At 61.2% G+C, this 20,980-nt stretch carries 22 protein-coding genes; 17 read left to right on the top strand and 5 right to left on the bottom strand.

Annotated features, from left to right (window positions below; translation table 11 throughout):
- The first annotated feature begins 30 nt into the window (after window positions 1-30).
- From C4J89_RS19840 to C4J89_RS19810, 7 genes are all read left to right on the top strand, one after another.
- On the top strand, window positions 31-999 hold the full coding sequence (locus tag C4J89_RS19840) for a GTP 3',8-cyclase MoaA (RefSeq protein WP_124415387.1): 969 nt from the start codon (window positions 31-33) through the stop codon (window positions 997-999).
- A 220-nt stretch (window positions 1,000-1,219) separates the two neighbouring features.
- Window positions 1,220-1,825, top strand: a complete 606-nt coding sequence (locus C4J89_RS19835; RefSeq protein WP_124368019.1) for a DUF4823 domain-containing protein — start codon at window positions 1,220-1,222, stop codon at window positions 1,823-1,825.
- A 16-nt stretch (window positions 1,826-1,841) separates the two neighbouring features.
- Window positions 1,842-2,402: a DUF1285 domain-containing protein gene (locus C4J89_RS19830; protein ID WP_124364001.1), complete on the top strand. Its 561-nt coding sequence runs from the start codon at window positions 1,842-1,844 to the stop codon at window positions 2,400-2,402.
- A gap of 70 nt (window positions 2,403-2,472) precedes the next feature.
- Window positions 2,473-3,186 carry a GntR family transcriptional regulator gene (locus C4J89_RS19825; RefSeq protein WP_124415386.1) on the top strand — a complete coding sequence of 238 codons (714 nt, stop codon included), beginning with the start codon at window positions 2,473-2,475 and terminating at the stop codon, window positions 3,184-3,186.
- Entirely contained in the window at window positions 3,183-4,184 is a 1,002-nt protein-coding gene (locus C4J89_RS19820) for an ADP-ribosylglycohydrolase family protein (protein ID WP_124415385.1), read from the top strand. Before C4J89_RS19825 ends, C4J89_RS19820 begins: the two co-directional genes overlap by 4 nt.
- A 51-nt stretch (window positions 4,185-4,235) precedes the next feature.
- Window positions 4,236-5,702, top strand: a complete 1,467-nt coding sequence (locus C4J89_RS19815) for a cytosine permease (protein ID WP_124415384.1) — start codon at window positions 4,236-4,238, stop codon at window positions 5,700-5,702.
- The gene (locus C4J89_RS19810; protein WP_124415383.1) at window positions 5,695-6,612 is read left to right on the top strand and encodes a PfkB family carbohydrate kinase; all 918 of its coding nucleotides are present in this window, start codon (window positions 5,695-5,697) and stop codon (window positions 6,610-6,612) included. Before C4J89_RS19815 ends, C4J89_RS19810 begins: the two co-directional genes overlap by 8 nt.
- Window positions 6,613-6,727: 115 nt before the next feature.
- Here C4J89_RS19810 and C4J89_RS19805 read toward each other — a convergent pair whose 3' ends face one another.
- The 3 genes from C4J89_RS19805 to C4J89_RS19795 are packed head-to-tail and all read right to left on the bottom strand — an operon-like array spanning window position 6,728 to window position 7,822.
- On the bottom strand, window positions 6,728-7,105 hold the full coding sequence (locus C4J89_RS19805) for a Rho termination factor N-terminal domain-containing protein (protein WP_124371564.1): 378 nt from the start codon (window positions 7,103-7,105) through the stop codon (window positions 6,728-6,730).
- 48 nt (window positions 7,106-7,153) lie between these two features.
- The gene (locus C4J89_RS19800) at window positions 7,154-7,420 is read right to left on the bottom strand and encodes a hypothetical protein (RefSeq protein ID WP_124415382.1); all 267 of its coding nucleotides are present in this window, start codon (window positions 7,418-7,420) and stop codon (window positions 7,154-7,156) included.
- 51 nt (window positions 7,421-7,471) lie between these two features.
- Window positions 7,472-7,822, bottom strand: coding sequence for a hypothetical protein (locus C4J89_RS19795; RefSeq protein WP_124363994.1), 351 nt, complete (start codon window positions 7,820-7,822; stop codon window positions 7,472-7,474).
- Between the two features lie 191 nt (window positions 7,823-8,013).
- Here C4J89_RS19795 and C4J89_RS19790 point away from each other — a divergent pair, with 191 nt between their 5' ends.
- The 6 genes from C4J89_RS19790 to C4J89_RS19765 all read left to right on the top strand — a co-directional run bounded on the left by C4J89_RS19790 (window position 8,014) and on the right by C4J89_RS19765 (window position 13,945).
- Window positions 8,014-8,493, top strand: coding sequence for a GNAT family N-acetyltransferase (locus tag C4J89_RS19790; protein ID WP_034128422.1), 480 nt, complete (start codon window positions 8,014-8,016; stop codon window positions 8,491-8,493).
- 150 nt (window positions 8,494-8,643) lie between these two features.
- Window positions 8,644-9,465: an SDR family oxidoreductase gene (locus C4J89_RS19785; RefSeq protein ID WP_124415381.1), complete on the top strand. Its 822-nt coding sequence runs from the start codon at window positions 8,644-8,646 to the stop codon at window positions 9,463-9,465.
- Between the two features lie 32 nt (window positions 9,466-9,497).
- Window positions 9,498-10,478, top strand: a complete 981-nt coding sequence (locus tag C4J89_RS19780; protein ID WP_124415380.1) for a substrate-binding domain-containing protein — start codon at window positions 9,498-9,500, stop codon at window positions 10,476-10,478.
- On the top strand, window positions 10,475-11,974 hold the full coding sequence (gene araG / locus C4J89_RS19775) for an L-arabinose ABC transporter ATP-binding protein AraG (RefSeq protein ID WP_124415379.1): 1,500 nt from the start codon (window positions 10,475-10,477) through the stop codon (window positions 11,972-11,974). The genes C4J89_RS19780 and araG overlap by 4 nt, the downstream gene beginning before the upstream one ends.
- Window positions 11,975-11,993: 19 nt before the next feature.
- The gene (gene araH, locus C4J89_RS19770) at window positions 11,994-12,959 is read left to right on the top strand and encodes an L-arabinose ABC transporter permease AraH (protein WP_124363990.1); all 966 of its coding nucleotides are present in this window, start codon (window positions 11,994-11,996) and stop codon (window positions 12,957-12,959) included.
- Window positions 12,960-13,141: 182 nt separating this feature from the next.
- The gene (locus C4J89_RS19765) at window positions 13,142-13,945 is read left to right on the top strand and encodes an IclR family transcriptional regulator (RefSeq protein WP_124415378.1); all 804 of its coding nucleotides are present in this window, start codon (window positions 13,142-13,144) and stop codon (window positions 13,943-13,945) included.
- Here the strand turns inward: C4J89_RS19765 and C4J89_RS19760 are convergent, their stop codons facing one another.
- Window positions 13,946-14,998: an NAD(P)-dependent alcohol dehydrogenase gene (locus C4J89_RS19760; protein WP_124371559.1), complete on the bottom strand. Its 1,053-nt coding sequence runs from the start codon at window positions 14,996-14,998 to the stop codon at window positions 13,946-13,948.
- Between the two features lie 181 nt (window positions 14,999-15,179).
- Here C4J89_RS19760 and C4J89_RS19755 point away from each other — a divergent pair, with 181 nt between their 5' ends.
- A complete protein-coding gene (locus C4J89_RS19755) occupies window positions 15,180-16,070 on the top strand; it encodes an AraC family transcriptional regulator (protein ID WP_124415377.1) in 891 nt (296 codons plus the stop codon).
- Between the two features lie 171 nt (window positions 16,071-16,241).
- On the opposite strand, the gene C4J89_RS19750 is transcribed toward C4J89_RS19755, so the two are convergent.
- Window positions 16,242-17,906 (bottom strand): electron transfer flavoprotein-ubiquinone oxidoreductase, encoded by a 1,665-nt coding sequence (locus C4J89_RS19750; RefSeq protein WP_124415376.1) that lies wholly within the window; start codon window positions 17,904-17,906, stop codon window positions 16,242-16,244.
- A 505-nt stretch (window positions 17,907-18,411) separates the two neighbouring features.
- Here C4J89_RS19750 and C4J89_RS19745 point away from each other — a divergent pair.
- The 3 genes from C4J89_RS19745 (at window position 18,412) to C4J89_RS19735 (ending at window position 20,978) form a co-directional block, all read left to right on the top strand.
- Window positions 18,412-19,161 carry an electron transfer flavoprotein subunit beta/FixA family protein gene (locus C4J89_RS19745; protein ID WP_124368003.1) on the top strand — a complete coding sequence of 250 codons (750 nt, stop codon included), beginning with the start codon at window positions 18,412-18,414 and terminating at the stop codon, window positions 19,159-19,161.
- 2 nt (window positions 19,162-19,163) lie between these two features.
- Window positions 19,164-20,093 (top strand): electron transfer flavoprotein subunit alpha/FixB family protein, encoded by a 930-nt coding sequence (locus C4J89_RS19740; protein WP_124415375.1) that lies wholly within the window; start codon window positions 19,164-19,166, stop codon window positions 20,091-20,093.
- A 72-nt stretch (window positions 20,094-20,165) separates the two neighbouring features.
- On the top strand, window positions 20,166-20,978 hold the full coding sequence (locus tag C4J89_RS19735; protein WP_124415374.1) for an ABC transporter substrate-binding protein: 813 nt from the start codon (window positions 20,166-20,168) through the stop codon (window positions 20,976-20,978).
- The last annotated feature ends 2 nt before the right edge of the window (window positions 20,979-20,980 follow it).

The raw sequence follows: 20,980 nt of genomic DNA, 5'->3' as shown, positions 1-20,980 counted from the left end.
CGCCCGAAATATCCTCTGCCGGAGTGGTTCATGATCGTTGATCGTCAAGGCAGGCGGTTTCGCAATTTGCGGATCAGCCTGACCTCCGCCTGCAATTACGCGTGTACCTACTGCGTGCCCAACGGCAAGCGGCTGGTGGCTGCCCAGGACGAACTCTCGGCCCAGGCGATGGCGCGAGGCGTGGCTTACCTGATCGAAGCGGCCGGCATCGATCGCCTGCGCATTACCGGTGGTGAGCCGCTGGTAAGTCCCAAGCTGGAAGCCTTCATGGGCGCCGTGGGCCAGATGGGGCTCAGCGATATCAGCCTGACTACCAATGGCCAGTTGCTGGCGCGCAAGCTGCCACTGTTGGTGGACGCGGGCATCCGGCGCATCAACGTTTCCCTCGACACCCTGGACGCCGACGCTTTCCGCAGTATCGCCCGTGGTGGCGACCTGGCCACTGTGCTCGACGGTATGGACCAGGCCCGCGCGGCCGGGATCAAGATCAAGGTCAATATGGTGCCCCTGCGTGGCCAGAACCTGGACCAGGTGATGCCCTTGCTCGATTACTGCCTGGAGCGGGGCTACGAGCTGCGCTTTATCGAGTTGATGCGCATGGGGCACTTGGCGAAGGACTCCAACGCGTTCCTGCAGCAATTCGTCAGCCTGCAACAATTGCTCAGCCTGATCGGCGAACACCACGAATACCTGCAAGCCAATGCGCCCGTCGACGCCACGGCCGTGCGCTATGAAGTGCCGGGCAAGGGCTTCTTTGGCGTGATCGCCAATGAAAGCGTGCCGTTCTGCCGTACCTGCTCGCGCTTGCGTCTGTCCTCCACGGGCTGGTTGCACGGCTGCCTGTCGTCGAGCAACCGTCACTACGTCGGCGACCTGCTGGACCAGCCGCGCCACCAGGCACTGCCGGCGTTGCAAGGGCTGTTGATGAAGGCCCTGGGCGACAAGCAGGAAGTAGCGTTCTCGGGCGGCGCGACGGTGATGAAGATCATTGGCGGCTGACGTCGAGCGCAAGTTATAAGCTACAAGCTGCAAGCTGCAAGCTGCAAGCTGCAAGCTGCAAGCTGCAAGCTGCAAGCTGCAAGCTGCAAGCTGCAAGCTGCAAGCTACAAGCTACAAGCCTGCAGCTTGCAGCTTGAAGCTTGCAGTTGCTCCCCTGGCCCAGAACCTGCATCTCACGCCCATTCGCCGGTTTTCCGTCACCGGCTTCTGGAGGAATAGGATGCGTAGTCTGGTTTTGTTGCTGGCGTCGTTGGCGCTGAGTGGTTGCATGACCGTCAGCGATATGGCCGAAGGCACCCGCTATCAGATGAGCGACGCCGGCTTGCTCGATCACAGCGATACGCGCCGCACCGCCTCGGTCCGTGTGCAGCCGGACTCCTTTATCTTTATCGCCCAGGGCGCTTTCGTGCCGCCCGGTAGCGCGTATCCACGACCGAACGTGGTCGCCGAAGAAGCGTTCAACGGCTTCGTCGAATATTTCCCCATGGTGCGTCGCGCCCGTCAGCCCGAAGGCCTTGAACAGGCCATGGCCGAAGCGCGCGCGGCGGGGGCTCACTACTTGCTGTATTGCCGTTTTGCGGCAGCCGACGACCGTATCGGCAACGCCGATGAGTGGACCGACCAGCAAGCGCTGGACCGCCTTGGCCTGGACAGCGGCGTGATCCAGATCATGTTGATCGAGACCAGTACCCAGTATTTGATTGATACTGCACGTATTCGCAGTCGTGGCGGTTTACTGACGTTCCACGACAACTCGCCACAAGATCTGATCGCCCGGCCCCTGGCCCAGTACGCCCGGAACTTGCTGGGCATGAGTGATCAGTAAGCCTGAGGAGACCCCTATGACCGATACCGCCAAGGCCAACGACCTGTTGGCGCAACTGCCCAAAGGTAAAGGGCCGGCGCCGGTGCATCTGTGGAACCCGGATTTCTGCGGCCATATCGACATGCGCATCGCCCGTGACGGTACCTGGTTCTATCAGGGCACGCCTATCGGGCGCAAACCCATGGTCAAGTTGTTCTCCAACATCATCCGCCGCGATGGCGATGATTATTTCCTGGTGACGCCGGTGGAGAAGGTCGGCATCCGCGTCGATGACGCGCCCTTCGTAGCCGTCACGCTCGAGGTGCAAGGGCAGGGCGAAAGCCAGGTGCTTACGTTTACCACCAATGTCGACGAACAGATCGACGCCGGCCCTGAACACCCGCTGCGTGTGGTGATCGATCCGCTCACCGAGGAGCCGGCGCCTTACCTGCGGGTGCGCAGCAACCTCGAGGCCCTGGTGCACCGCAACGCGTTTTACCAATTGGTCGAGCTGGCCGTGAGCCGTCCGATCAATGGTCAAAACTGGCTTGGCGTATGGAGCAGCGGGGAGTTTTACCCGATTGGCCTGGAGCCCTGAGGCCGGTTTTCTGACTGTCCTGCAATAATTTGCTTGCTGGGAAGGTCGGCTTTCGGGTATCAATTTGTACATGATTAGACATGTTCGATTCGATAAGAAAAAACGCGTCGTTGACGAACTCATCCGCCGTATCGAGGGTGGGGTGATCGCCGACGGTTTCCTGTTGCCCGGTGAGCATCAACTGGCCGAAGAGTTTGCGGTCAGTCGTGGCACGCTGCGCGAAGCGCTGGCTGAGCTCAAGCGCCGCAACTACATCGCCACCCAAAGCGGTGTTGGCTCTATCGTCACGTTTGATGGCATGGGGCTCGACCAACGCCACGGTTGGGCCCAGGCCCTGGCGGACACCGGCGCGCAGGTGAGCACCGAGGTGTTGCGCTTCGAAGCGGTGACGCGCCCGGAGTTGGCCAGCCGTTTCGGCAGCGAACACTTCGTTGCCCTCGACCGCCTGCGACGCACGGCCGACGGTACGGCGGTGTCGCTGGAACGCTCGCTGATGCCTGCCACCGGCGACCTGGAAAGCCTGCCCCGCATCGGCCTGATCGACAATTCCCTGACCATCACCCTGGCGGCCTATGGCTATGTAGGCGCCGCAGGCGACCAATGGCTCGGCGCCGAGGCCCTGAGCGATGACGACGCACTGTTGCTCGGACGTCCGGCCGGCACGGTATTTCTCAAGGCCTCGCGCACAACCTATGACCGTCGTGAGCGTTTCATGGAGCATGTTGAAAGCTTGCTCGATCCGCTGCACTTTCGTTTGCACCTGCAATTCGGGGCGTCCAAATGACTGCTGACATTCGCGCGCTTGGCGCTTTCTATGGCCTGGCCCTGGGCGATGCGCTGGGCATGCCCACTCAATCCTTGAGCCGTGAACAGGTCCGGCAGCGTTTCGGTGCGATCACCGCCCTGCAAGACGCTGGCTCCGATCAGCCCATCGCGCCGAACATGCCCGCCGGTTCCATCACCGATGACACCGAACAGGCGATCCTGGTGGGTGAGTTGTTAGTGGAAGGCCGCGGCATTATCGAACCCAGTGTGCTCGCCCAACGCCTGATCGACTGGGAAGCGGTCATGCGCGCCAAGGGCTCCCAGGATTTGCTCGGGCCGTCCACCAAGCGTGCGATCGACATGATTCTCGCCGGGCACACTCCGGAAGAATCCGGACGCTACGGCACCACCAATGGCGCGGCCATGCGCATCACGCCGGTCGGCATCGCCGCCGATGTCAGTGACCCGGCGCGGTTTATCCAGGCGGTGATCCAGGCCTGCCAGGTCACCCATAACACCAGCCTGGGCATTGCCAGCGCGGCAGCGGTCGCGGCGGTGGTTTCGGCCGGCATCAACGGCGTCGACCTGGGGGAAGCGCTCAACATCGGCACACAGGTTGCACAACAGGCCGAACACCACGGCCACTGGATAGCCGGCGGACGCATCGCCACCCGCATCAGTTGGGCCCGCACCCTGAGCGTCGGCAGCGGCGACAACGCGCTGTTCGCCGACTTGCTCTATGACTTGATCGGCACCTCCGTCGCGTCCCAGGAATCGGTGGTGGTGTCGTTCGCCCTCGCGCAGCAAGTGGCGTCGGGAGACATGAACGCCTTCGAGGCGCTGTGCCTGGCCGCGAGCCTGGGGGGCGACACCGATACCATCGCCGCAATCCTCGGCGCCATGCTCGGTGCTTGTCTGGGCATGCAGTGCTGGCCGCACGCGATGGTCGAGCAGGTCAAACGCGTGAATGGCCTGGACCTGCAACCGCTGGTGCAAAGCCTGCTCGCGTTGCGTTGAGTCATTGACGCGTTGCCACAACCACAACAATAAAGCATCAGGAGCCCCCACATGAGCAGCCCCTCTTCCGGCCACGGCGCCGGGCAATTGGAAAGGCGCGGCATCGAACCGGTCCCGGAAAGCGAGTGCAACGGGCATCCGCTGCAGCTGTTCTGGGTATGGTTCGCGGCCAATATCAGCATTCTCGGTTTGCCGCTCGGCGCCACACTGGTGGCGTTTCGTGGCCTGGCCATCTGGCAGGCGATCATCGTCGCGGTTCTCGGCGCTGCCGGTTCTTTTGCAGTGGTGGGCATCATTTCCATCGCCGGTCGTCGTGGCCGCGCGCCCAGCCTGACCTTGTCCCGCGCCATCTTCGGCGTACGCGGCAATATCGGGCCGACCCTGGTGTCGCTGATGTCGCGCCTGGGCTGGGAAACGGTCAACACCACCACGGCCGCCTTTGTGTTGCTGTCGCTGTGCTCGATCCTGTTCGGTTCCCCGGTGGAAGCGAAAAGCGCGCCGTTGCTGACCCTGATCTTCATCGGCCTCTTCGTGCTGCTGACCCTGGCCGTTTCCGGCCTGGGCCATGCCACCTTGCTGGTGATCCAGAAATGGGCGACCTACGTGTTCGGCGCCCTGAATATCCTGGTGGGCGGCTTCCTCTGCGCCACCATCGATTGGAGCGCGGTGTTCAACGCCACCCCGGCGCCGCTGAGCGCCATGATCATCGGCGTCGGCACCATGGCGGCCGGCACCGGTATTGGGTGGGCCAACGCCGGTGCCGACATGTCGCGTTACCAGCATCGCAGCGTCAAGGCGGTGCGCCTGGTGGCCTCCGCCGCGTTCGGCGCGGGCATTCCGCTGGTGTTGCTAATCACCCTTGGTGGCCTGCTGTCGGTGGGTAACAACGACTTGGCGTCGGCCACGGACCCGATCATTGCGATCCGCGACATGCTGCCGACCTGGATGGCGGTGCCTTACCTGATCACCGCGTTCGGCGGGCTGCTGTTGTCGAATAACTTGTCGGTGTATTCCGCCGGCCTTACCACCCTGACCCTGGGCTTGAAGGTCAAGCGTGTGCATGCGGTGATCGTTGATATCGTGGCGATTTTTGCCGGCTCTATTTATTTCATGCTGATCGCCGACAGCTTCTACGGCCCGTTCATTACCTTCATCTCGTTGCTGGCGGTACCGATCACCGCCTGGGTGGGGATTTTCGTGGTCGACCTGATCCACCGTCACTACTACAGCCCCACGGATTTGCTGGATGTGAGCCCGAGCAGCGCCTACTGGTATCGCGGCGGTGTGGAGTGGCGCGCGTTTGGCGCGTGGGCGTTGGCCATCGTGCTGGGGTTCAGCTTCACCACCATCGGCACCACTGCGGACAACATCTGGTTTGCCGGGCCGCTGTCCGACTCCTGGCTCGGCCATAACGGCCTCGGCTGGGTCGTCACCTTCCTGGTAGCCGGCGGGGTGTACGCAGTATTGGGCGGCGCGGCCGATCGGCGTGCGGCGTTAGTCGAGAGCCCTAATGTCTAGATTGCTGCACACCGGGCAGGTCATCGTCGACCTGGTCATGGCCCTGGATAGGTTACCGGCGAGCGGTGGCGACGTGCTGGCCAGCTCTGCCCGTTTCGAAGCCGGTGGCGGCTTTAATGTCATGGCTGCGGCGCGGCGCAATGGCCTGCCGGTGGTGTACCTGGGGCGGCATGGCACCGGCCGGTTTGGTGACCTGGCCCGCGCTGCGATGCAGGCCGAAGGGATCGAAATGGCACTGCCGGCGAGCGGCGGCAAGGACACGGGTCTGTGTGTGGCCCTGACCGAAGCCACCACGGAGCGCACGTTCATTTCCCATCTGGGTGCTGAGGGTGAACTCAGTGCCGAAGACCTCGCCGGCATCGTCCCGCGTGCCGACGATTACGTGTATGTCAGTGGTTACAGCCTGCTGCTTAAAGGCAAGGCGCAGCCACTGATCGACTGGTTGCTGGCGCTGTCGCGCAAGGTGATAGTGGTGTTCGATCCGGGCCCGCTGGTCAAGGCGCCGGACTCGGCCTTGATGCGCGCGTTGTTGCCGCGTATCGATATCTGGACCAGCAACGGCCCTGAAGCCCTGGCATTCACCGGGGCCATGGATATCGACGCCGCGTTGCCCGAGTTGAGACGACACCTGCCGGCTGAGACGCTGTTGGTGGTGCGCGATGGGCCGAATGGGTGCTGGGTCGGGCAGGTGGGTAACATCAATCATGTGCCGGGTTTCAAGGTGCAGGCGGTGGACAGCAATGGCGCGGGGGATGCGCATGCGGGGGTGTTCATTGCCGGGTTGGCAAAGGGCTTGAAACCGGTTGAGGCGGCCCGTCGAGCGAATGCGGCAGCGGCGTTGGCGGTGACGCGCTGGGGGCCGGCAACTTCCCCTGGCATCGCCGAGGTTGATGCATTAGTTTCTGAATAAACACACATCAAAATGTGGGAGGGGGCTTGCTCCCGATAGCAGTGGGTCAGTTATAGATGAACTGGCTGACACACCGCTATCGGGGGCAAGCCCCCTCCCACATTTGAATCTGCATTCAACCGGCTTTTTTCAGCGCTTCGATCAACTCATCCTTACGCATGGTCGAACGCCCGGGAATATCCTTGGCCCGCGCTTCTTTCATCAGGCTTTCCTTGGTTTGCGTCCCCAGCGAGGCGCGACTGCTGCGAGGCTGTCCCTCGCGACTAGCTGCTGCGCGCTTCGCCGAATCCTGGCGATCCTGGGCCTTCTTCGCCGGTGCTTTGCGTTTGCCGGATCCAGCCTTTTCGCCGCCGCCAGACTGCTTGTTGACGGTGGCCCAGGCACGGGCTTCGGCTTCTTCCTTGGACAGTCCCTTGTGCTCATAACTGTCTTCGATATGAGCGGCCTTGCGTTTCTGTTCGGTGGTGTATTTGGCTTTGCTTCCACGAGGCATCGCTAAAACTCCTTCTGGCCCCAGCTGCGGGGCCAGACCAGAAATGAACTACTGAACGGATGGTTCTTCGAGCTTGCGCGCTTCTTCTACACCCGACGCGGTCAACTTGATCGGCAGGTTCAACGAATATTCACCGCTGTCGTCGGTGGTCACATGCCCATCCCTGATCAGCCCGCGGTCCTGCAAGTGCGCCAAGACACTGGCGACTTCTTTTTCGCCGCGGTAGTTGTCCAGCACCTCCTTGCCCAAGCCTTGCGGATGGGCATGCAGCAGCCGGGTGAGGACTTCTTTTTCAAGGTTTGTATCGACGTTCATGTGTACCTCTTCACTGGGAAATGATCGGGTGTTGATCGTGCCAGGGATGCATCAAGGCGCTGGTTGCTTCGGTGCGCCCGGCAGATTCGAGTCGTCGCCTTTATTGATCTTCGGCTCGTTGACCGAAGGGCCCATTTTGCCGTTACCGACGGCGGCAGGTGCCTGGCGCTGGGTATCGTGACCCTGGGTGCGAGGGTCGGCGCCGTTGGTGTTGTCGATGATCGCGCCGCCATTGGTGTCCAGGCCTGTGCCCATGGAATCCTGGGATTCCTGGGTGGCAGGGCTTGGTGGGGAACCGACCGGGTCCGTCGTGCCGGTGGACGAAGTCGCGGCAATAGCGCTCAGCGACGCTGCAGACAACAGGCCAGTGAGAGCGAGGGCGGCCAATTTGGAATTTTTCATGAGGGTGTCTCCATATGATTGATGTCCTTACCCTGTATTGGTCAGCCCCCAATTGCGGTTTGTGCCTTGATGGCGACGAACGGTCTTGCGTGACCTGTAAGATTTTGTGTAACCACTACATGGAAAATGCGCTGCAATCGGTCATCAAAGCGTCTTAGTATGTGGGCTTTGAACTTGCCCAAGGCGCACCCATGACCATCGAGATTCGCCCCGCCGTACCCAGCGATGCTGCGCAGATTCTGACCTTCATCACGGAACTGGCCGAGTATGAAAAAGCCCGGCACGAAGTGATCGCCAGCGTGGTGGATATAGAGCGCAGCCTGTTCAGTGAGGGCGCCACCGCCCACGGCCTGATCTGCTTGCGCGACGGCTTGCCGATTGGCTTTGCGGTGTTCTTTTTCAGTTATTCCACTTGGCTGGGCAGCAACTGTCTGTACCTGGAAGACCTTTATATCAACCCCGAACAACGCGGCGGCGGGGCGGGCAAGAAGTTGCTGCGCCACCTCGCCAAGATCGCCTGCGACAACGGCTGTGGCCGCTTCGAATGGAGCGTGCTGGACTGGAACGAGCCGGCGATTGCCTTTTACAAATCCATTGGCGCGCAGCCCCAGGAAGAATGGGTGCGCTATCGCATGGAAGGCGATGCGCTAAGGGATTTCGCCCAAGGCTGACAGGCGCCCCGGAGCCGGCCATTCATGGCCGGCTTTTTAATGTGTTTACTCACATTGTGGGACGTAAATTTATATATTGAGATATTTCAAGGTCTGGGTTTATAGTCGCCTGCATCAGCACTCACTGCCAAAAATAAAACAGGTGAAGCGATGCAGGCACAACCGTTGTCCTTACCCGCCGTGCCCGAGCCGACTTACGGCGAGCGCCTCAAGCACAAGGTGGTGATCATCACCGGCGCCGCACAAGGCATTGGCGAGGCAATCGTCGCCTGCTTCCAGGCGCAGCAGGCGCGGTTGGTGATCGCGGATATCCAGGCGGACAAAGTCGAAAAAGTCGCGGCCCATTGGCGCGAGCGTGGCGCCGAGATTGTCGCGCAGGCCGTCGATATCACCTCCACGGAGCAATGGCAGGCGCTGGTCAATGTGGCCATCGAGCGCTTCGGCCGTGTGGACGTGCTGGTCAACTGCGCCGGGGTCAATGTGTTTCGCGACCCGCTGGAAATGACCGACGAAGACTGGCGCCGCTGCTTTGCCATTGACCTTGACGGCGCCTGGTACGGTTGCCGCTCGGTGCTGCCGCACATGATCGAGCAGGGCATCGGCAACATCATCAACATTGCTTCTACCCATTCCAGCCACATCATTCCCGGCTGCTTTCCTTACCCTGTCGCCAAGCACGGCCTGCTCGGCCTTACCCGCGCCCTGGGCATCGAATACGCGCCCAAGGGTATTCGCGTGAATGCCATTGCACCGGGCTATATCGAAACCCAGCTCAACGTCGACTACTGGAACGGGTTCCCTGACCCCTCTGCGGAGCGTCAGCGTGCGTTCGACCTGCACCCGCCCAAGCGTATCGGCCAGCCCATCGAGGTGGCGATGACCGCGCTGTTTCTGGCGACCGACGAGGCGCCCTTTATCAATGCCACCTGCCTGATGATCGATGGCGGGCGGTCGGTGATGTACCACGACTAAAGCGTTTTCCAATAACAACAATGAGGTGGTCCATGTTCAAGAAAACACTCGGCGCTGTGGCGCTTGCGATGGCGTTCAGTGGGTTCGTATCCGCTGAGGAAGTGAAGATCGGTTTTCTGGTCAAACAGGCCGAAGAGCCTTGGTTCCAGACCGAATGGGCCTTCGCCGAAAAAGCCGGCAAGGAGCACGGTTTCACTGTGATCAAGATCGCCGTGCCCGACGGTGAGAAAACCCTTTCGGCCATCGACAGCCTGGCCGCCAACGGCGCTAAAGGCTTTGTGATCTGCCCGCCGGACGTGTCCCTGGGCCCGGCGATTGTCGCCAAGGCCAAGATCAACGGCTTGAAAGTAATGGCCGTGGACGACCGCTTCGTCGATGCCAAGGGCAACTTCATGGAGGACGTGCCGTACCTGGGCATGGCCGCCTTCGAAGTGGGCCAGAAGCAGGGCGCCGCCATGGCCGCCGAAGCGAAAAAACGCGGTTGGGACTGGAAGGACACCTATGCGGTGATCAACACCTTCAACGAACTCGACACCGGCAAGAAACGCACCGACGGCTCGATCAAATCCCTGGAAGAAGCCGGCATTCCCAAGGACCATATCCTGACCGCCGCGCTGAAAACCCTCGACGTGCCAGGCAGCATGGACGCCACCAACTCGGCGCTGGTCAAGCTGCCCAGCGGCGCGAAAAACCTGATCATCGGCGGCATGAACGACAACACCGTGCTGGGCGGCGTACGCGCTACCGAAAGCGCCGGCTTCAAGGCCGCCAACGTGATCGGTATCGGCATCAATGGCACCGACGCCATCGGCGAATTGAAGAAAGCCGACAGCGGTTTCTTCGGTTCGATGCTGCCCAGCCCGCATATCGAGGGCTACAACACCGCGTTGGCGATGTACGAGTGGGTCACCACCGGCAAGGAGCCGGCTAAATACACCGCCATGGACGAAGTGACCTTGATCACCCGCGCCAACTTCCAGGAAGAACTGACCAAAATCGGCCTCTGGAAATGACCGGCGCGGCCTTGCGTTTCAACGGCATCGGCAAGGAGTTTCCCGGTGTGAAAGCCCTGGCGCAGATCAGCTTTGAAGCGCGGCCGCACTCGGTGCATGCGCTGATGGGCGAGAACGGCGCGGGCAAGTCGACGCTGCTGAAGATCCTCGGCGGCGCCTATATCCCCAGCAGTGGCACGCTGCAGATTGGCGAGCAGACCATGGCGTTCAAGAGCGCCGCCGACAGCATTGCCAGCGGCGTCGCGGTGATCCACCAGGAGCTGCACCTGGTGCCGGAAATGACCGTGGCCGAAAACCTCTTCCTCGGGCATATGCCGTCGCGCTTTGGTGTGGTCAACGGTGGTTTGCTGCGTCAGCAGGCGCTGGCGTGTCTCAAGGGCCTGGCCGATGAAATCGACCCCCAGGAGAAGCTGGGTCGCCTGTCCCTGGGCCAGCGCCAACTGGTGGAAATCGCCAAGGCGCTGTCCCGTGGCGCCCATGTGATCGCCTTCGACGAGCCGACCAGCAGTTTGTCTGCCCGCGAAATCGATCGGTTGATGGCGATCATCACGCGCCTGCGCGATGAAGGTAAAGTGGTGCTGTACGTGTCGCATCGCATGGAAGAAGTGTTCCGCATCTGCGACGCGGTGACGGTATTCAAGGATGGCCGCTTTGTGCGCACCTTCGACGACATGGGCACATTGACCCACGACCAGTTGGTGACCTGCATGGTCGGCCGCGATATCCAGGACATCTACGACTACCGGCCACGGCAGCAGGGCGACGTTGCGCTCAAGGTCGACGGCCTGCTCGGGCCGGGCTTGCGTGAACCGGTGAGTTTCCAGGTGCACAAGGGCGAGATTCTCGGCCTGTTTGGCTTGGTCGGCGCAGGGCGTACCGAACTGCTGCGCCTGCTCAGCGGCCTTGAACGCAAGACGGCGGGGCAGCTGGAACTCTGCGGAGAAAACCTGCGCCTGCGCTCCCCGCGCGATGCCATCGCCGGTGGTGTACTGCTGTGCCCTGAGGACCGCAAAAAGGAGGGCATCATTCCGCTGGCCAGTGTCGCCGAGAACATCAACATCAGTGCCCGTGGCGCCCACGCGGCATTTGGCTGGCTGTTGCGCGATCACTGGGAAAAGGGCAACGCCGACACGCAGATCAAGGCGCTCAGGGTGAAAACGCCGAACGCCGAGCAGAAGATCATGTACCTGTCCGGCGGCAACCAACAAAAGGCCATTCTCGGCCGCTGGTTGTCGATGCCGATGAAAGTGCTGCTGCTGGACGAGCCCACTCGCGGTATCGACATCGGCGCCAAGTCGGAGATCTATCAGATCATTCACAACCTCGCGGCGCAGGGCATTGCGGTGATCGTGGTGTCCAGCGACCTGATGGAAGTCATGGGCATCTCCGACCGCATCCTGGTGATGAGCGAAGGCACCCTCACCGGCGAGCTACCCCGCGAACAGGCGGATGAAGCACGGCTGTTGCAACTGGCACTCCCGCGTACGCGGGCTTGAAGAATTCGAGGGTACGGGTATGTCTGAGGTAAAAACTGCAAAGGGCTTCTGGCCGGGTTTCAACCAGCGCAAATTCCTGGATGACTGGGTGATGCTATTGGCGGCGCTGGGCATTTTCGTGCTCAGCGCGCTGTTTATCGACAACTTCCTGTCGCCGCTGAACATGCGCGGGCTGGGCCTGGCGATTTCGACCGTGGGCATCGCCGCGTGCACCATGCTGTTCTGCCTGGCCTCGGGGCACTTCGACTTGTCGGTGGGCTCGGTGATTGCCTGCGCCGGGGTGGTGGCGGGGATCGTGATTCGAGATACCGACAGCGTAGTGCTCGGCGTGTCGGCGGCCCTGGCCATGGGTTTACTGGTAGGGCTGATCAACGGCATCGTCATCGCCAAGCTGCGGATCAACGCGCTGATCACCACCCTGGCGACCATGCAGATTGTGCGCGGCCTGGCCTACATCTTCTCCAACGGCAAGGCGGTGGGGGTGATGGACGAGCGCTTTTTTGTGTTCGGCAACGGCCAACTGATGGGCGTGCCGGTGCCGATCATCATTACCGTGTTGTGCTTTGTGTTCTTTGGCTGGCTGCTCAACTACACCACCTATGGGCGCAACACCATGGCGATTGGCGGCAACCAGGAAGCGGCGCTGCTGGCTGGGGTCAACGTTGACCGTACCAAGATCATCATTTTTGCCGTGCACGGTCTGATCGGCGCACTGGCCGGGGTGATCCTGGCCTCGCGCATGACCTCGGGCCAGCCGATGATCGGCCAGGGTTTCGAGCTGACGGTGATATCGGCGTGCGTGCTGGGCGGGGTGTCGCTGAGCGGCGGTATTGGCATGATCCGCCATGTGATTGCCGGGGTGTTGATTCTGGCGATCATCGAGAACGCGATGAACCTGAAAAACATCGACACGTTTTACCAGTACGTGATTCGGGGTTCGATTCTGCTGCTGGCGGTGATCATCGACCGCATGAAGCAACGCTGATCAAAAGTCGGATGAGGACTAAATGTGGGAGGGGGCTTGCTCCCGATAGCGGTGTGCCATTCAGCACATTTGCTTCTGAAGCACCGCCATCGGGAGCAAGCCCCCTCCCACATTTTGATCTCCACTGTATTGAAGATCGGTATTTGCCATAATGTCCCCGCTTTCATACCTATAGGCCCGATATGCTGGAAAACCCCCACACCCCCGTCAAAGACACCGCCCCCACCGGCACCCAGACCCTGCTGCGCGGACTGGGCGTGGTGCAAGCGGTGGCGGCGGGCGCGCGGGATCTCAAGGAGATCGCCCGGCGCATCGGCACCACCCGCAGTACCACGCACCGCCTGGCCAGTTGCCTGGTGGAGGAGCGTTACCTGCGCGTGGTGCCGCAAGTCGGTTACCTGCTGGGGCCGAAGCTGATCGAGTTGGGCTTCCAGGCCCGCGAAGAACTGCCCTTGGTCAACCTGGCGGTGCCTTACCTCGACGAGTTGTCAGCCCTCACCGGCGACACCATCCACCTGGCGATTCGCGAATACGACGAGGTGCTCTACCTGCACAAGAACCCCGGCCGTAACGGACCGGAAATGCGCTCGCGGGTGGGCCATCGCATGCCACTGGCACGCACCGGCATCGGCAAAGCGTTGATGTTGGATGACGGCGTGGAAGAGTGGCAGCGCCTGTACCAGGTCAGCCTGCCGGCGGGGGGCAAGAACCTGCAGTGGCCGCAGCACCCCGAGCAATCCTGGGCGCAGTTCGAGCAGCGCATGCATGAATACGTGGTGGGCGGTTATGCGTTCGATCTGGAAGACAACGAACCGTCGATCCGTTGCGTCGCGGCACCGGTGCGCGATGCCAGCCGGCGAATCGTCGCCGGCATCAGCATCGCCAGTACCGTGCCCTACATGCCGCTGGAGAAAATGGCCGAGCTGATCCCTGTGATCAAACAGGTCGCGGCTCGGCTCTCGGCGGAACTGGGCGCGAAGGCCTGATCAGGCCTTCAGGGTCGCCATGTCGATGACGAAGCGATACTTCACATCACCGGCGATCATCCGCGTGTAAGCCTCGTTGATCTGGCGGATGTCGAGCATCTCGATGTCGCAGGTGATCCCATGCTCGGCGCAGAAATCCAGGACTTCCTGGGTTTCGGCAATGCCGCCGATCAGCGAGCCGGCCAGCACTTTGCGGCCCAATACCAGTTTGGCGGCATTGACGGGCGGGTCCACCGGCTCGATCAAGCCGACCAGGATATGCACGCCGTCAAAGCGCAGTACATCCAGGTAGGGGTTCAGGTCGTGCTGCACCGGGATGGTGTCGAGCAGGAAGTCGAAATGCCCGGCGGCGGCTTTCATCTGCTCGGCATCGGTGGACACGATCACATGGTCGGCGCCTTGGCGACGGCCTTCTTCGGCTTTGCTCGCCGAACGCGTGAACAGCGTCACTTCGGCGCCCATGGCCTTGGCGAACTTGATGCCCATATGGCCCAGGCCGCCCATGCCTAGGATCCCGACCTTATCGCCAGCTTTGACGCCGTAGTGCTTAAGCGGCGAGTACGTGGTGATGCCCGCGCAGAGAATCGGCGCAGCGCTGGCCAGGTCGAGCTTGGCCGGGATCTTCACCACGAAGTGCTCGCTGACCACGATGCTGTCGGAGTAACCGCCCATGGTGTTGCTGCCGTCCACGCGGTCCGGGGTGGCGTAGGTCATGGTCGGGCCTTCGAGGCAGTATTGCTCGAGGTCCGATTGGCAGGCTTCGCAGTGGCGGCATGAGTCGACCATGCAACCCACGCCGACCAGATCACCGACCTTGTGCGCGGTAACACTGGCGCCGACGGCGGTGACCTTGCCGACGATCTCGTGGCCGGGCATCAATGGGTAAACGGCAATGCCCCATTCGTTGCGCGCCTGGTGGATATCGGAGTGGCACACGCCGCAGTAGAGAATCTCGATAGCCACGTCATCGGCACGCGGGCTGCGGCGCTCGAACGACATGGGGGCGAGGGGAGTAGTGGCCGACTGGGCGGCGTAACCGATCGCTGTGTACATGAGGAAACCTCGCAAATGCATTGAAAAGTGAGGCGGGCCATTTTCCGCGCCACCCTCGGATGAGGCCATGGTGATTGCTCCGAGTCTCATGCCTATTCGTCCGGGCGTGCCCCTGGTTTGGATCTACTGGCCGCCAGATCTGCGATGATGCTCTCATCCCTTTTTCGCGAAGTTTTTTGCCATGTTGTTGACCCGCCATCTCGATGCGAATGCCGCGTTGGTTGCCTTGATAAAGGGGCTCACGCCTCGCGACGGTTTCTCCCCGACAAATCTGCCTGGCGTGAAAGTCTTACGCGCCAGTTGCGATGTGGCGCGCGGGCCGCAGATTTACGAGCCGAGCCTGATGATCGTGGCCCAAGGTAGCAAAGTCGCCTATCTGGGCCCGCGCACCCTGGAATACGGTGCCGGGCATTACCTGATCCAGGCGATGCCGGTGCCGTTTGAATGCGAGACGTTTGCCCTGCCGAATGCGCCGCTGTATGGCGTCACCGTTGGCATTGACCGCGTGGTGCTTGGCGAACTGGTCATGGCGATGGGCATGCAAGCCGGACCGCCGCCGGCGGCGCAGACCCTGGAATCGATGAGTTCGGTGGTGCTCGATGACGCCATGCGCGGGTGCGTCGAACGGCTGTTGCAGTGCCTGCACGATCCGCTGGAGAGCCGGATCATGGGCCCGGCGCGGGTGCGCGAATTATTGTTCACGGCGTTGCGTGGGCCCCAGGCCGATGTGTTGCGTGCGTTGGTGGAACAGCAGGGGCAGTTTTCGCGCATCGCCACGTCATTGAATCACCTGCATGCCCATTACGCCGAGCCGCTGAACATCGAGACGTTGGCCGGTTATGCGCACATGAGTGCATCGACCTTTCACGAACACTTCAAGCGCTGCACGCTGTTGTCGCCGGTGCAGTATCTCAAGCGCCTGCGGCTGCTGAAGGCGCAGCAGTTGTTGCTGGTCGAGGGCATGGGTGTGGCGCAGGCGGCGCACAGCGTGGGTTATCAGAGCACGTCGCAGTTCAGTCGCGAGTACAAGCGCTACTTCCTGCGCAACCCCGGCGAAGAGCGCGCTGCCTAGATCTCGCTGGCTCCATGTGACCAAAATGTGGGAGGGGGCTTGCTCCCGATAGCGGTGCATCAGTCAGCCAAATTGTGACTGACCCACCGCCATCGGGAGCAAGCCCCCTCCCACATTTTCAATTGATGCTGGCCATAAAAAAGGCTCCCACTTGGGGAGCCTCGTTTTGGCTTACATATTCGGGTAAGTCGGCCCACCCGCACCTTCCGGTGTCACCCAGGTGATGTTCTGCGAAGGGTCCTTGATGTCACAGGTCTTGCAGTGCACGCAGTTCTGGGCGTTGATCTGGAAGCGTTTCTCGCCGTCTTCTTTAGTCACCACCTCATACACGCCGGCCGGGCAGTAGCGCTGCGCCGGTTCATCGTAGAGCGGCAGGTTGGTGCCGATCGGAATGCTCGGGTCCTTGAGCTTCAGGTGGCACGGCTGTTCTTCTTCGTGGTTGGTACCGGAGATGAACACCGAGCTCAGCTTGTCGAAGCTCAACTTGCCGTCGGGTTTGGGGTAGTCGATCTTCTGGCTGTCTTTGGCCAGCTTGAGGCAGGCGTAGTCCGGCTTGGTATCGTGCAGCGTGAAAGGGAGCTTGCCGCCGAAAATGTTCTGGTCGAGCCAGTTGAACCCGCCGCCGAGGATGGCGCCGTATTTGTGCACCGCCGCGCCGAAATTGCGGCTGGCGAACAGTTCTTCGTACAGCCAGCTGGCTTTGAAGCTGTCGACATACGCGGTCAGCTCATCGCCGCCCTCGGATTCGGCAAACAGGCGGTCGGCTACCGCATCGGCGGCGAGCATGCCGGATTTCATCGCGGTGTGGCTGCCTTTGATCTTGGCGAAGTTCAGGGTGCCGAGGTCGCAGCCGATCAGCGCGCCGCCCTTGAAGATCATTTTCGGCAGCGAATTCAGGCCGCCTTTGGCGATAGCGCGGGCGCCGTAGCTGACACGCTTGCCGCCTTCCAGGTATTGGGCCAGCACCGGATGATGCTTGAGGCGCTGGAATTCATCGAACGGCGACAGGAAGGTGTTGCTGTAGGACAGGTCGACGATCAGGCCGACCACCACCTGGTTGTTTTCCAGGTGATAAAGGAACGAGCCACCGGTGTTCTCGTTGCCCATGATATCCAGCGGCCAACCGGCGGTGTGCACCACCAGGCCTGGCTGATGTTTGGCCGGGTCGATGTCCCAGATTTCCTTGAGACCGATGCCGTAATGCTGGGCGTCGGCGTCGCTGTCCAGGTTGAAACGCTGGATCAGTTGCTTGCCGATATGCCCACGGCAGCCTTCGGCGAACAGCGTGTACTTGCCGCGCAATTCCATGCCCGGCGTGTACAGGCCTTCCTTGGGCTTGCCTTCGCGGTCGACGCCGAGGTCGCCGGTGATGATGCCACGCACCACGCCGTTTTCATCGAACAGCGCTTCCTGGGCGGCAAAGCCCGGGTAGATTTCCACGCCCAGGTTCTCGGCCTGCTGGGCGAGCCAGCGGCACAGGTTGCCCAGGGAGATGATGTAGTTGCCTTCGTTGTGCATGGTCTTGGGCACAAAGAAGTCCGGAACCTTGGTGGAGGTCTCGCTGCTGCGCAGTACATAGATGTCGTCACGCACCACGGGGGTGTTGAGCGGCGCGCCGAGAGCTTTCCAGTCCGGGAACAGTTCGTTCAGCGCGCGCGGTTCGAAGACCGCGCCAGAGAGGATGTGTGCACCCACTTCGGAGCCTTTCTCGACCACGCAGACGCTGATTTCCTTACCGGCTTCGGCGGCCTTCTGCTTCAGTCGGCAGGCGGCGGACAGGCCAGCCGGGCCAGCGCCGACGATGACCACGTCGAATTCCATGTATTCGCGTTCCACAGGCTATCTCCTACTCAAGGCTCAACAGGCTTTTTTTCTGATGGGTGGAGGTTCGGTACGGCCCTGCAGCAACGGCAAGACCCACCTTTCTCTCTAGGTGGCGCATTATATCTACACCACTGGCAGCGTCCAATACAAACGTTTGTTTGAATTGCCCGCAGCCTAGGTAAATCAAAGCAACGCGGCTTATGACTGACCATTTTGCCGTATTGACCAGAATAGGCGTTCCGGTCAATATACGGTCGGTTTTGCGCTTACCGTAGGCAGAGTGCAGGTTTCAAGAGCACGTCCAAAAGCACCACAGATGACGCGCGCCGTATGCTGGCGCGCAGTTTACACACTGCGATAAAGAATGACTTCTCAGTCACCCCTGACGAACGGTCATCATTTTCCCATCGCCGAGTCATCCGCTGACGTTTTTGGAGGTGCCCTTGTGTGCCGATGAGCATCAACCGCCAGGCTTGCCTAGGCGACTTTCTTTTCACCGGAGAGTAACGAGGAATCCATGAAGGTTCTTGTAGCTGTCAAACGCGTTGTCGATTACAACGTGAAAGTTCGCGTCAAGGCGGACAATTCCGGCGTCGACCTGGCTAACGTCAAGATGTCGATGAACCCATTCTGTGAAATCGCCGTGGAAGAAGCCGTACGCCTGAAAGAGAAAGGCGTGGCGACCGAGATCGTCGTGGTTTCCATCGGCCCGACCACTGCCCAGGAACAGTTGCGTACCGCCCTGGCACTGGGCGCCGACCGCGCCATCCTGGTCGAGTCCGCTGAAGAGCTGACCTCCCTGGCCGTGGCCAAGTTGCTCAAGGCCGTTGTCGACAAGGAACAGCCTCAGTTGGTGATCCTTGGCAAGCAAGCCATCGACAGCGACAACAACCAGACCGGCCAGATGCTGGCTGCACTGACCGGTTACGGCCAGGGCACCTTCGCTTCCAAAGTGGAAGTGAGCGGCGACAAGGTTGCCGTGACCCGTGAAATCGATGGCGGCGCGCAGACGGTTTCCCTGAACCTGCCGGCCATCGTCACCACCGACCTGCGTTTGAACGAGCCGCGCTATGCGTCCCTGCCAAACATCATGAAAGCCAAGAAGAAGCCTCTTGAAGTGCTGACTCCAGACGCTTTGGGCGTTTCCACCGCCTCTACCAACAAGACCATCAAGGTTGAAGCACCGGCTGCACGCAGCGCGGGCATCAAGGTCAAGTCGGTGGCTGAACTGGTCGAGAAACTTAAAAACGAAGCGAAGGTGATCTGATAATGACTATCCTCGTAATCGCCGAACACGATAACAAGGTGCTGGCCCCGGCCACCCTGAACACCGTGGCCGCAGCCGTTAAAATCGGTGGCGACATCCACGTATTGGTAGCAGGCCAGGGCGCTGGCCCCGTGGCTGAAGCCGCCGCGAAAATCGCTGGCGTGAGCAAAGTGCTCAATGCAGACAACGCCGCCTACGCGCATCAGCTACCGGAAAACGTTGCCCCTCTGGTTGCAGAGCTGGGCGCTGGCTACAGCCACATCCTGGCCGCCGCCACGTCCAACGGCAAAAACATCCTGCCTCGCGTTGCTGCGCAACTGGACGTTGACCAGATCTCCGAGATCATCTCGGTTGAAAGCGCCGACACCTTCAAGCGCCCGATCTACGCCGGTAACGCCATCGCTACCGTACAGTCCAACGCTGCGGTCAAAGTCATCACCGTACGTGCTACCGGTTTCGATCCGGTTGCCGCTGAAGGTGGTTCGGCATCGGTTGAAGCGGTTGCCGCAGCCCACGACGCTGGCACTTCCAGCTTTGTCGGCGAAGAGCTGGCCAAGTCGGATCGCCCTGAGCTGACGGCTGCCAAGATCGTCGTTTCCGGCGGGCGTGGCATGCAGAACGGTGACAACTTCAAGCACCTGTACGCCCTGGCCGACAAGCTGGGCGCAGCGGTCGGCGCCTCGCGCGCGGCCGTCGACGCAGGTTTCGTACCCAACGACATGCAGGTCGGCCAGACCGGCAAGATCGTGGCGCCACAGCTGTACATCGCCGTCGGTATCTCCGGCGCGATCCAGCATTTGGCCGGTATGAAAGACTCCAAGGTGATCGTTGCGATCAACAAGGACGAAGAAGCACCGATCTTCCAGGTAGCTGATTACGGCCTGGTGGCGGACTTGTTCGAAGCCATCCCCGAGTTGGAGAAGCTGGTCTAATCCAGTCGCTTCACTTATAAAGAGCCCGGTCTTGTGACCGGGTTTTTTTTTGACGTGTGGGAGCACCTCGCCATGCAATTGCGTCCTTTGATCTTGCTGGGTCTTGTGCTGCTGCCGACGTTGTCGCTGGCGGCGGGCAAATGCGAGCGCCTGGTGATCACCGGCAGCCCGGATGCACCGCCGTTGCTGTGGCGCGACCCGCAGGACCCGACCCACCTGATCGGCGCCACCGCCGATGTGCTGCAACAGGTGGCCACAGACCTCGGCCTGAAAATCGACCTGCTTTACGGCGGCAAACGCTCCCTGGCTCTGGATGAAGTGCGCAGTGGACGCATGGATATGCTCGCCGATGCGCCGTTGAACCTCGGCGAGTTGCAAACCCTCGACTACATACACCCGGCCTTGATGCAGATCGATTACCTGGTCTGGACGCGCAAGGACTCGTCTTTGGTCTATAGCATCGCTGCCGACTTGCAGGGCCACAAGGGGGCCGTATCGGAGCGCGCGCGCTTGAGTGCGGGGTTCGAAACCGTTGCCAGCCAGCAATTGACCCTGCAGCGTCTGCCTGGCCTGACGCCGGCATTCCAGAAACTGTTGCTGGGAGAGGTGGACTATGTGCTCGCCAGCCGCTATTCCGGCATGGCCATGGCCCAGACCCTGGGCATGAGCGATGACCTGGTGGCGCGCGACATTCCGATCGACCAGCCTGGCCTGTACCTGGCGATTTCCCACAATTCCGCCTGCAATGATCCGTGGCTGCGCGGACAGCTGGCCAAAAAGATGACAGAATTGCCCGCGTCCGGTGTGGCGGAAACCGCGTTGCAGCGCAATCTCGAGCGCTGGAAGGCGCAATTGCAACAACCCGTCGGCACCCCAACAAAGTAGGG

It is taken from the genome of Pseudomonas sp. R4-35-07, from assembly GCF_003852235.1.
Lineage (GTDB): Bacteria > Pseudomonadota > Gammaproteobacteria > Pseudomonadales > Pseudomonadaceae > Aquipseudomonas.
Note: the sequence above shows the minus strand (reverse complement) of the source record. Positions and strands in the feature narration are given on the sequence as shown.

Coding starts and splice junctions, on each gene's coding strand:
- C4J89_RS19820 (WP_124415385.1), top strand. CDS start 3,183: ATGACTGCTGACATTCGCGCGCTTGGCGCTTTCTATGGCCTGGCCCTG.
- C4J89_RS19795 (WP_124363994.1), bottom strand. CDS start 7,822: ATGAAAAATTCCAAATTGGCCGCCCTCGCTCTCACTGGCCTGTTGTCT.
- C4J89_RS19810 (WP_124415383.1), top strand. CDS start 5,695: ATGTCTAGATTGCTGCACACCGGGCAGGTCATCGTCGACCTGGTCATG.
- C4J89_RS19825 (WP_124415386.1), top strand. CDS start 2,473: ATGATTAGACATGTTCGATTCGATAAGAAAAAACGCGTCGTTGACGAA.
- C4J89_RS19745 (WP_124368003.1), top strand. CDS start 18,412: ATGAAGGTTCTTGTAGCTGTCAAACGCGTTGTCGATTACAACGTGAAA.
- C4J89_RS19780 (WP_124415380.1), top strand. CDS start 9,498: ATGTTCAAGAAAACACTCGGCGCTGTGGCGCTTGCGATGGCGTTCAGT.
- C4J89_RS19765 (WP_124415378.1), top strand. CDS start 13,142: ATGCTGGAAAACCCCCACACCCCCGTCAAAGACACCGCCCCCACCGGC.
- C4J89_RS19835 (WP_124368019.1), top strand. CDS start 1,220: ATGCGTAGTCTGGTTTTGTTGCTGGCGTCGTTGGCGCTGAGTGGTTGC.
- C4J89_RS19800 (WP_124415382.1), bottom strand. CDS start 7,420: ATGAACGTCGATACAAACCTTGAAAAAGAAGTCCTCACCCGGCTGCTG.
- C4J89_RS19735 (WP_124415374.1), top strand. CDS start 20,166: ATGCAATTGCGTCCTTTGATCTTGCTGGGTCTTGTGCTGCTGCCGACG.
- C4J89_RS19740 (WP_124415375.1), top strand. CDS start 19,164: ATGACTATCCTCGTAATCGCCGAACACGATAACAAGGTGCTGGCCCCG.
- C4J89_RS19805 (WP_124371564.1), bottom strand. CDS start 7,105: ATGCCTCGTGGAAGCAAAGCCAAATACACCACCGAACAGAAACGCAAG.
- araH (WP_124363990.1), top strand. CDS start 11,994: ATGTCTGAGGTAAAAACTGCAAAGGGCTTCTGGCCGGGTTTCAACCAG.
- C4J89_RS19785 (WP_124415381.1), top strand. CDS start 8,644: ATGCAGGCACAACCGTTGTCCTTACCCGCCGTGCCCGAGCCGACTTAC.
- C4J89_RS19755 (WP_124415377.1), top strand. CDS start 15,180: ATGTTGTTGACCCGCCATCTCGATGCGAATGCCGCGTTGGTTGCCTTG.
- C4J89_RS19760 (WP_124371559.1), bottom strand. CDS start 14,998: ATGTACACAGCGATCGGTTACGCCGCCCAGTCGGCCACTACTCCCCTC.
- C4J89_RS19815 (WP_124415384.1), top strand. CDS start 4,236: ATGAGCAGCCCCTCTTCCGGCCACGGCGCCGGGCAATTGGAAAGGCGC.
- araG (WP_124415379.1), top strand. CDS start 10,475: ATGACCGGCGCGGCCTTGCGTTTCAACGGCATCGGCAAGGAGTTTCCC.
- C4J89_RS19790 (WP_034128422.1), top strand. CDS start 8,014: ATGACCATCGAGATTCGCCCCGCCGTACCCAGCGATGCTGCGCAGATT.
- C4J89_RS19830 (WP_124364001.1), top strand. CDS start 1,842: ATGACCGATACCGCCAAGGCCAACGACCTGTTGGCGCAACTGCCCAAA.
- C4J89_RS19840 (WP_124415387.1), top strand. CDS start 31: ATGATCGTTGATCGTCAAGGCAGGCGGTTTCGCAATTTGCGGATCAGC.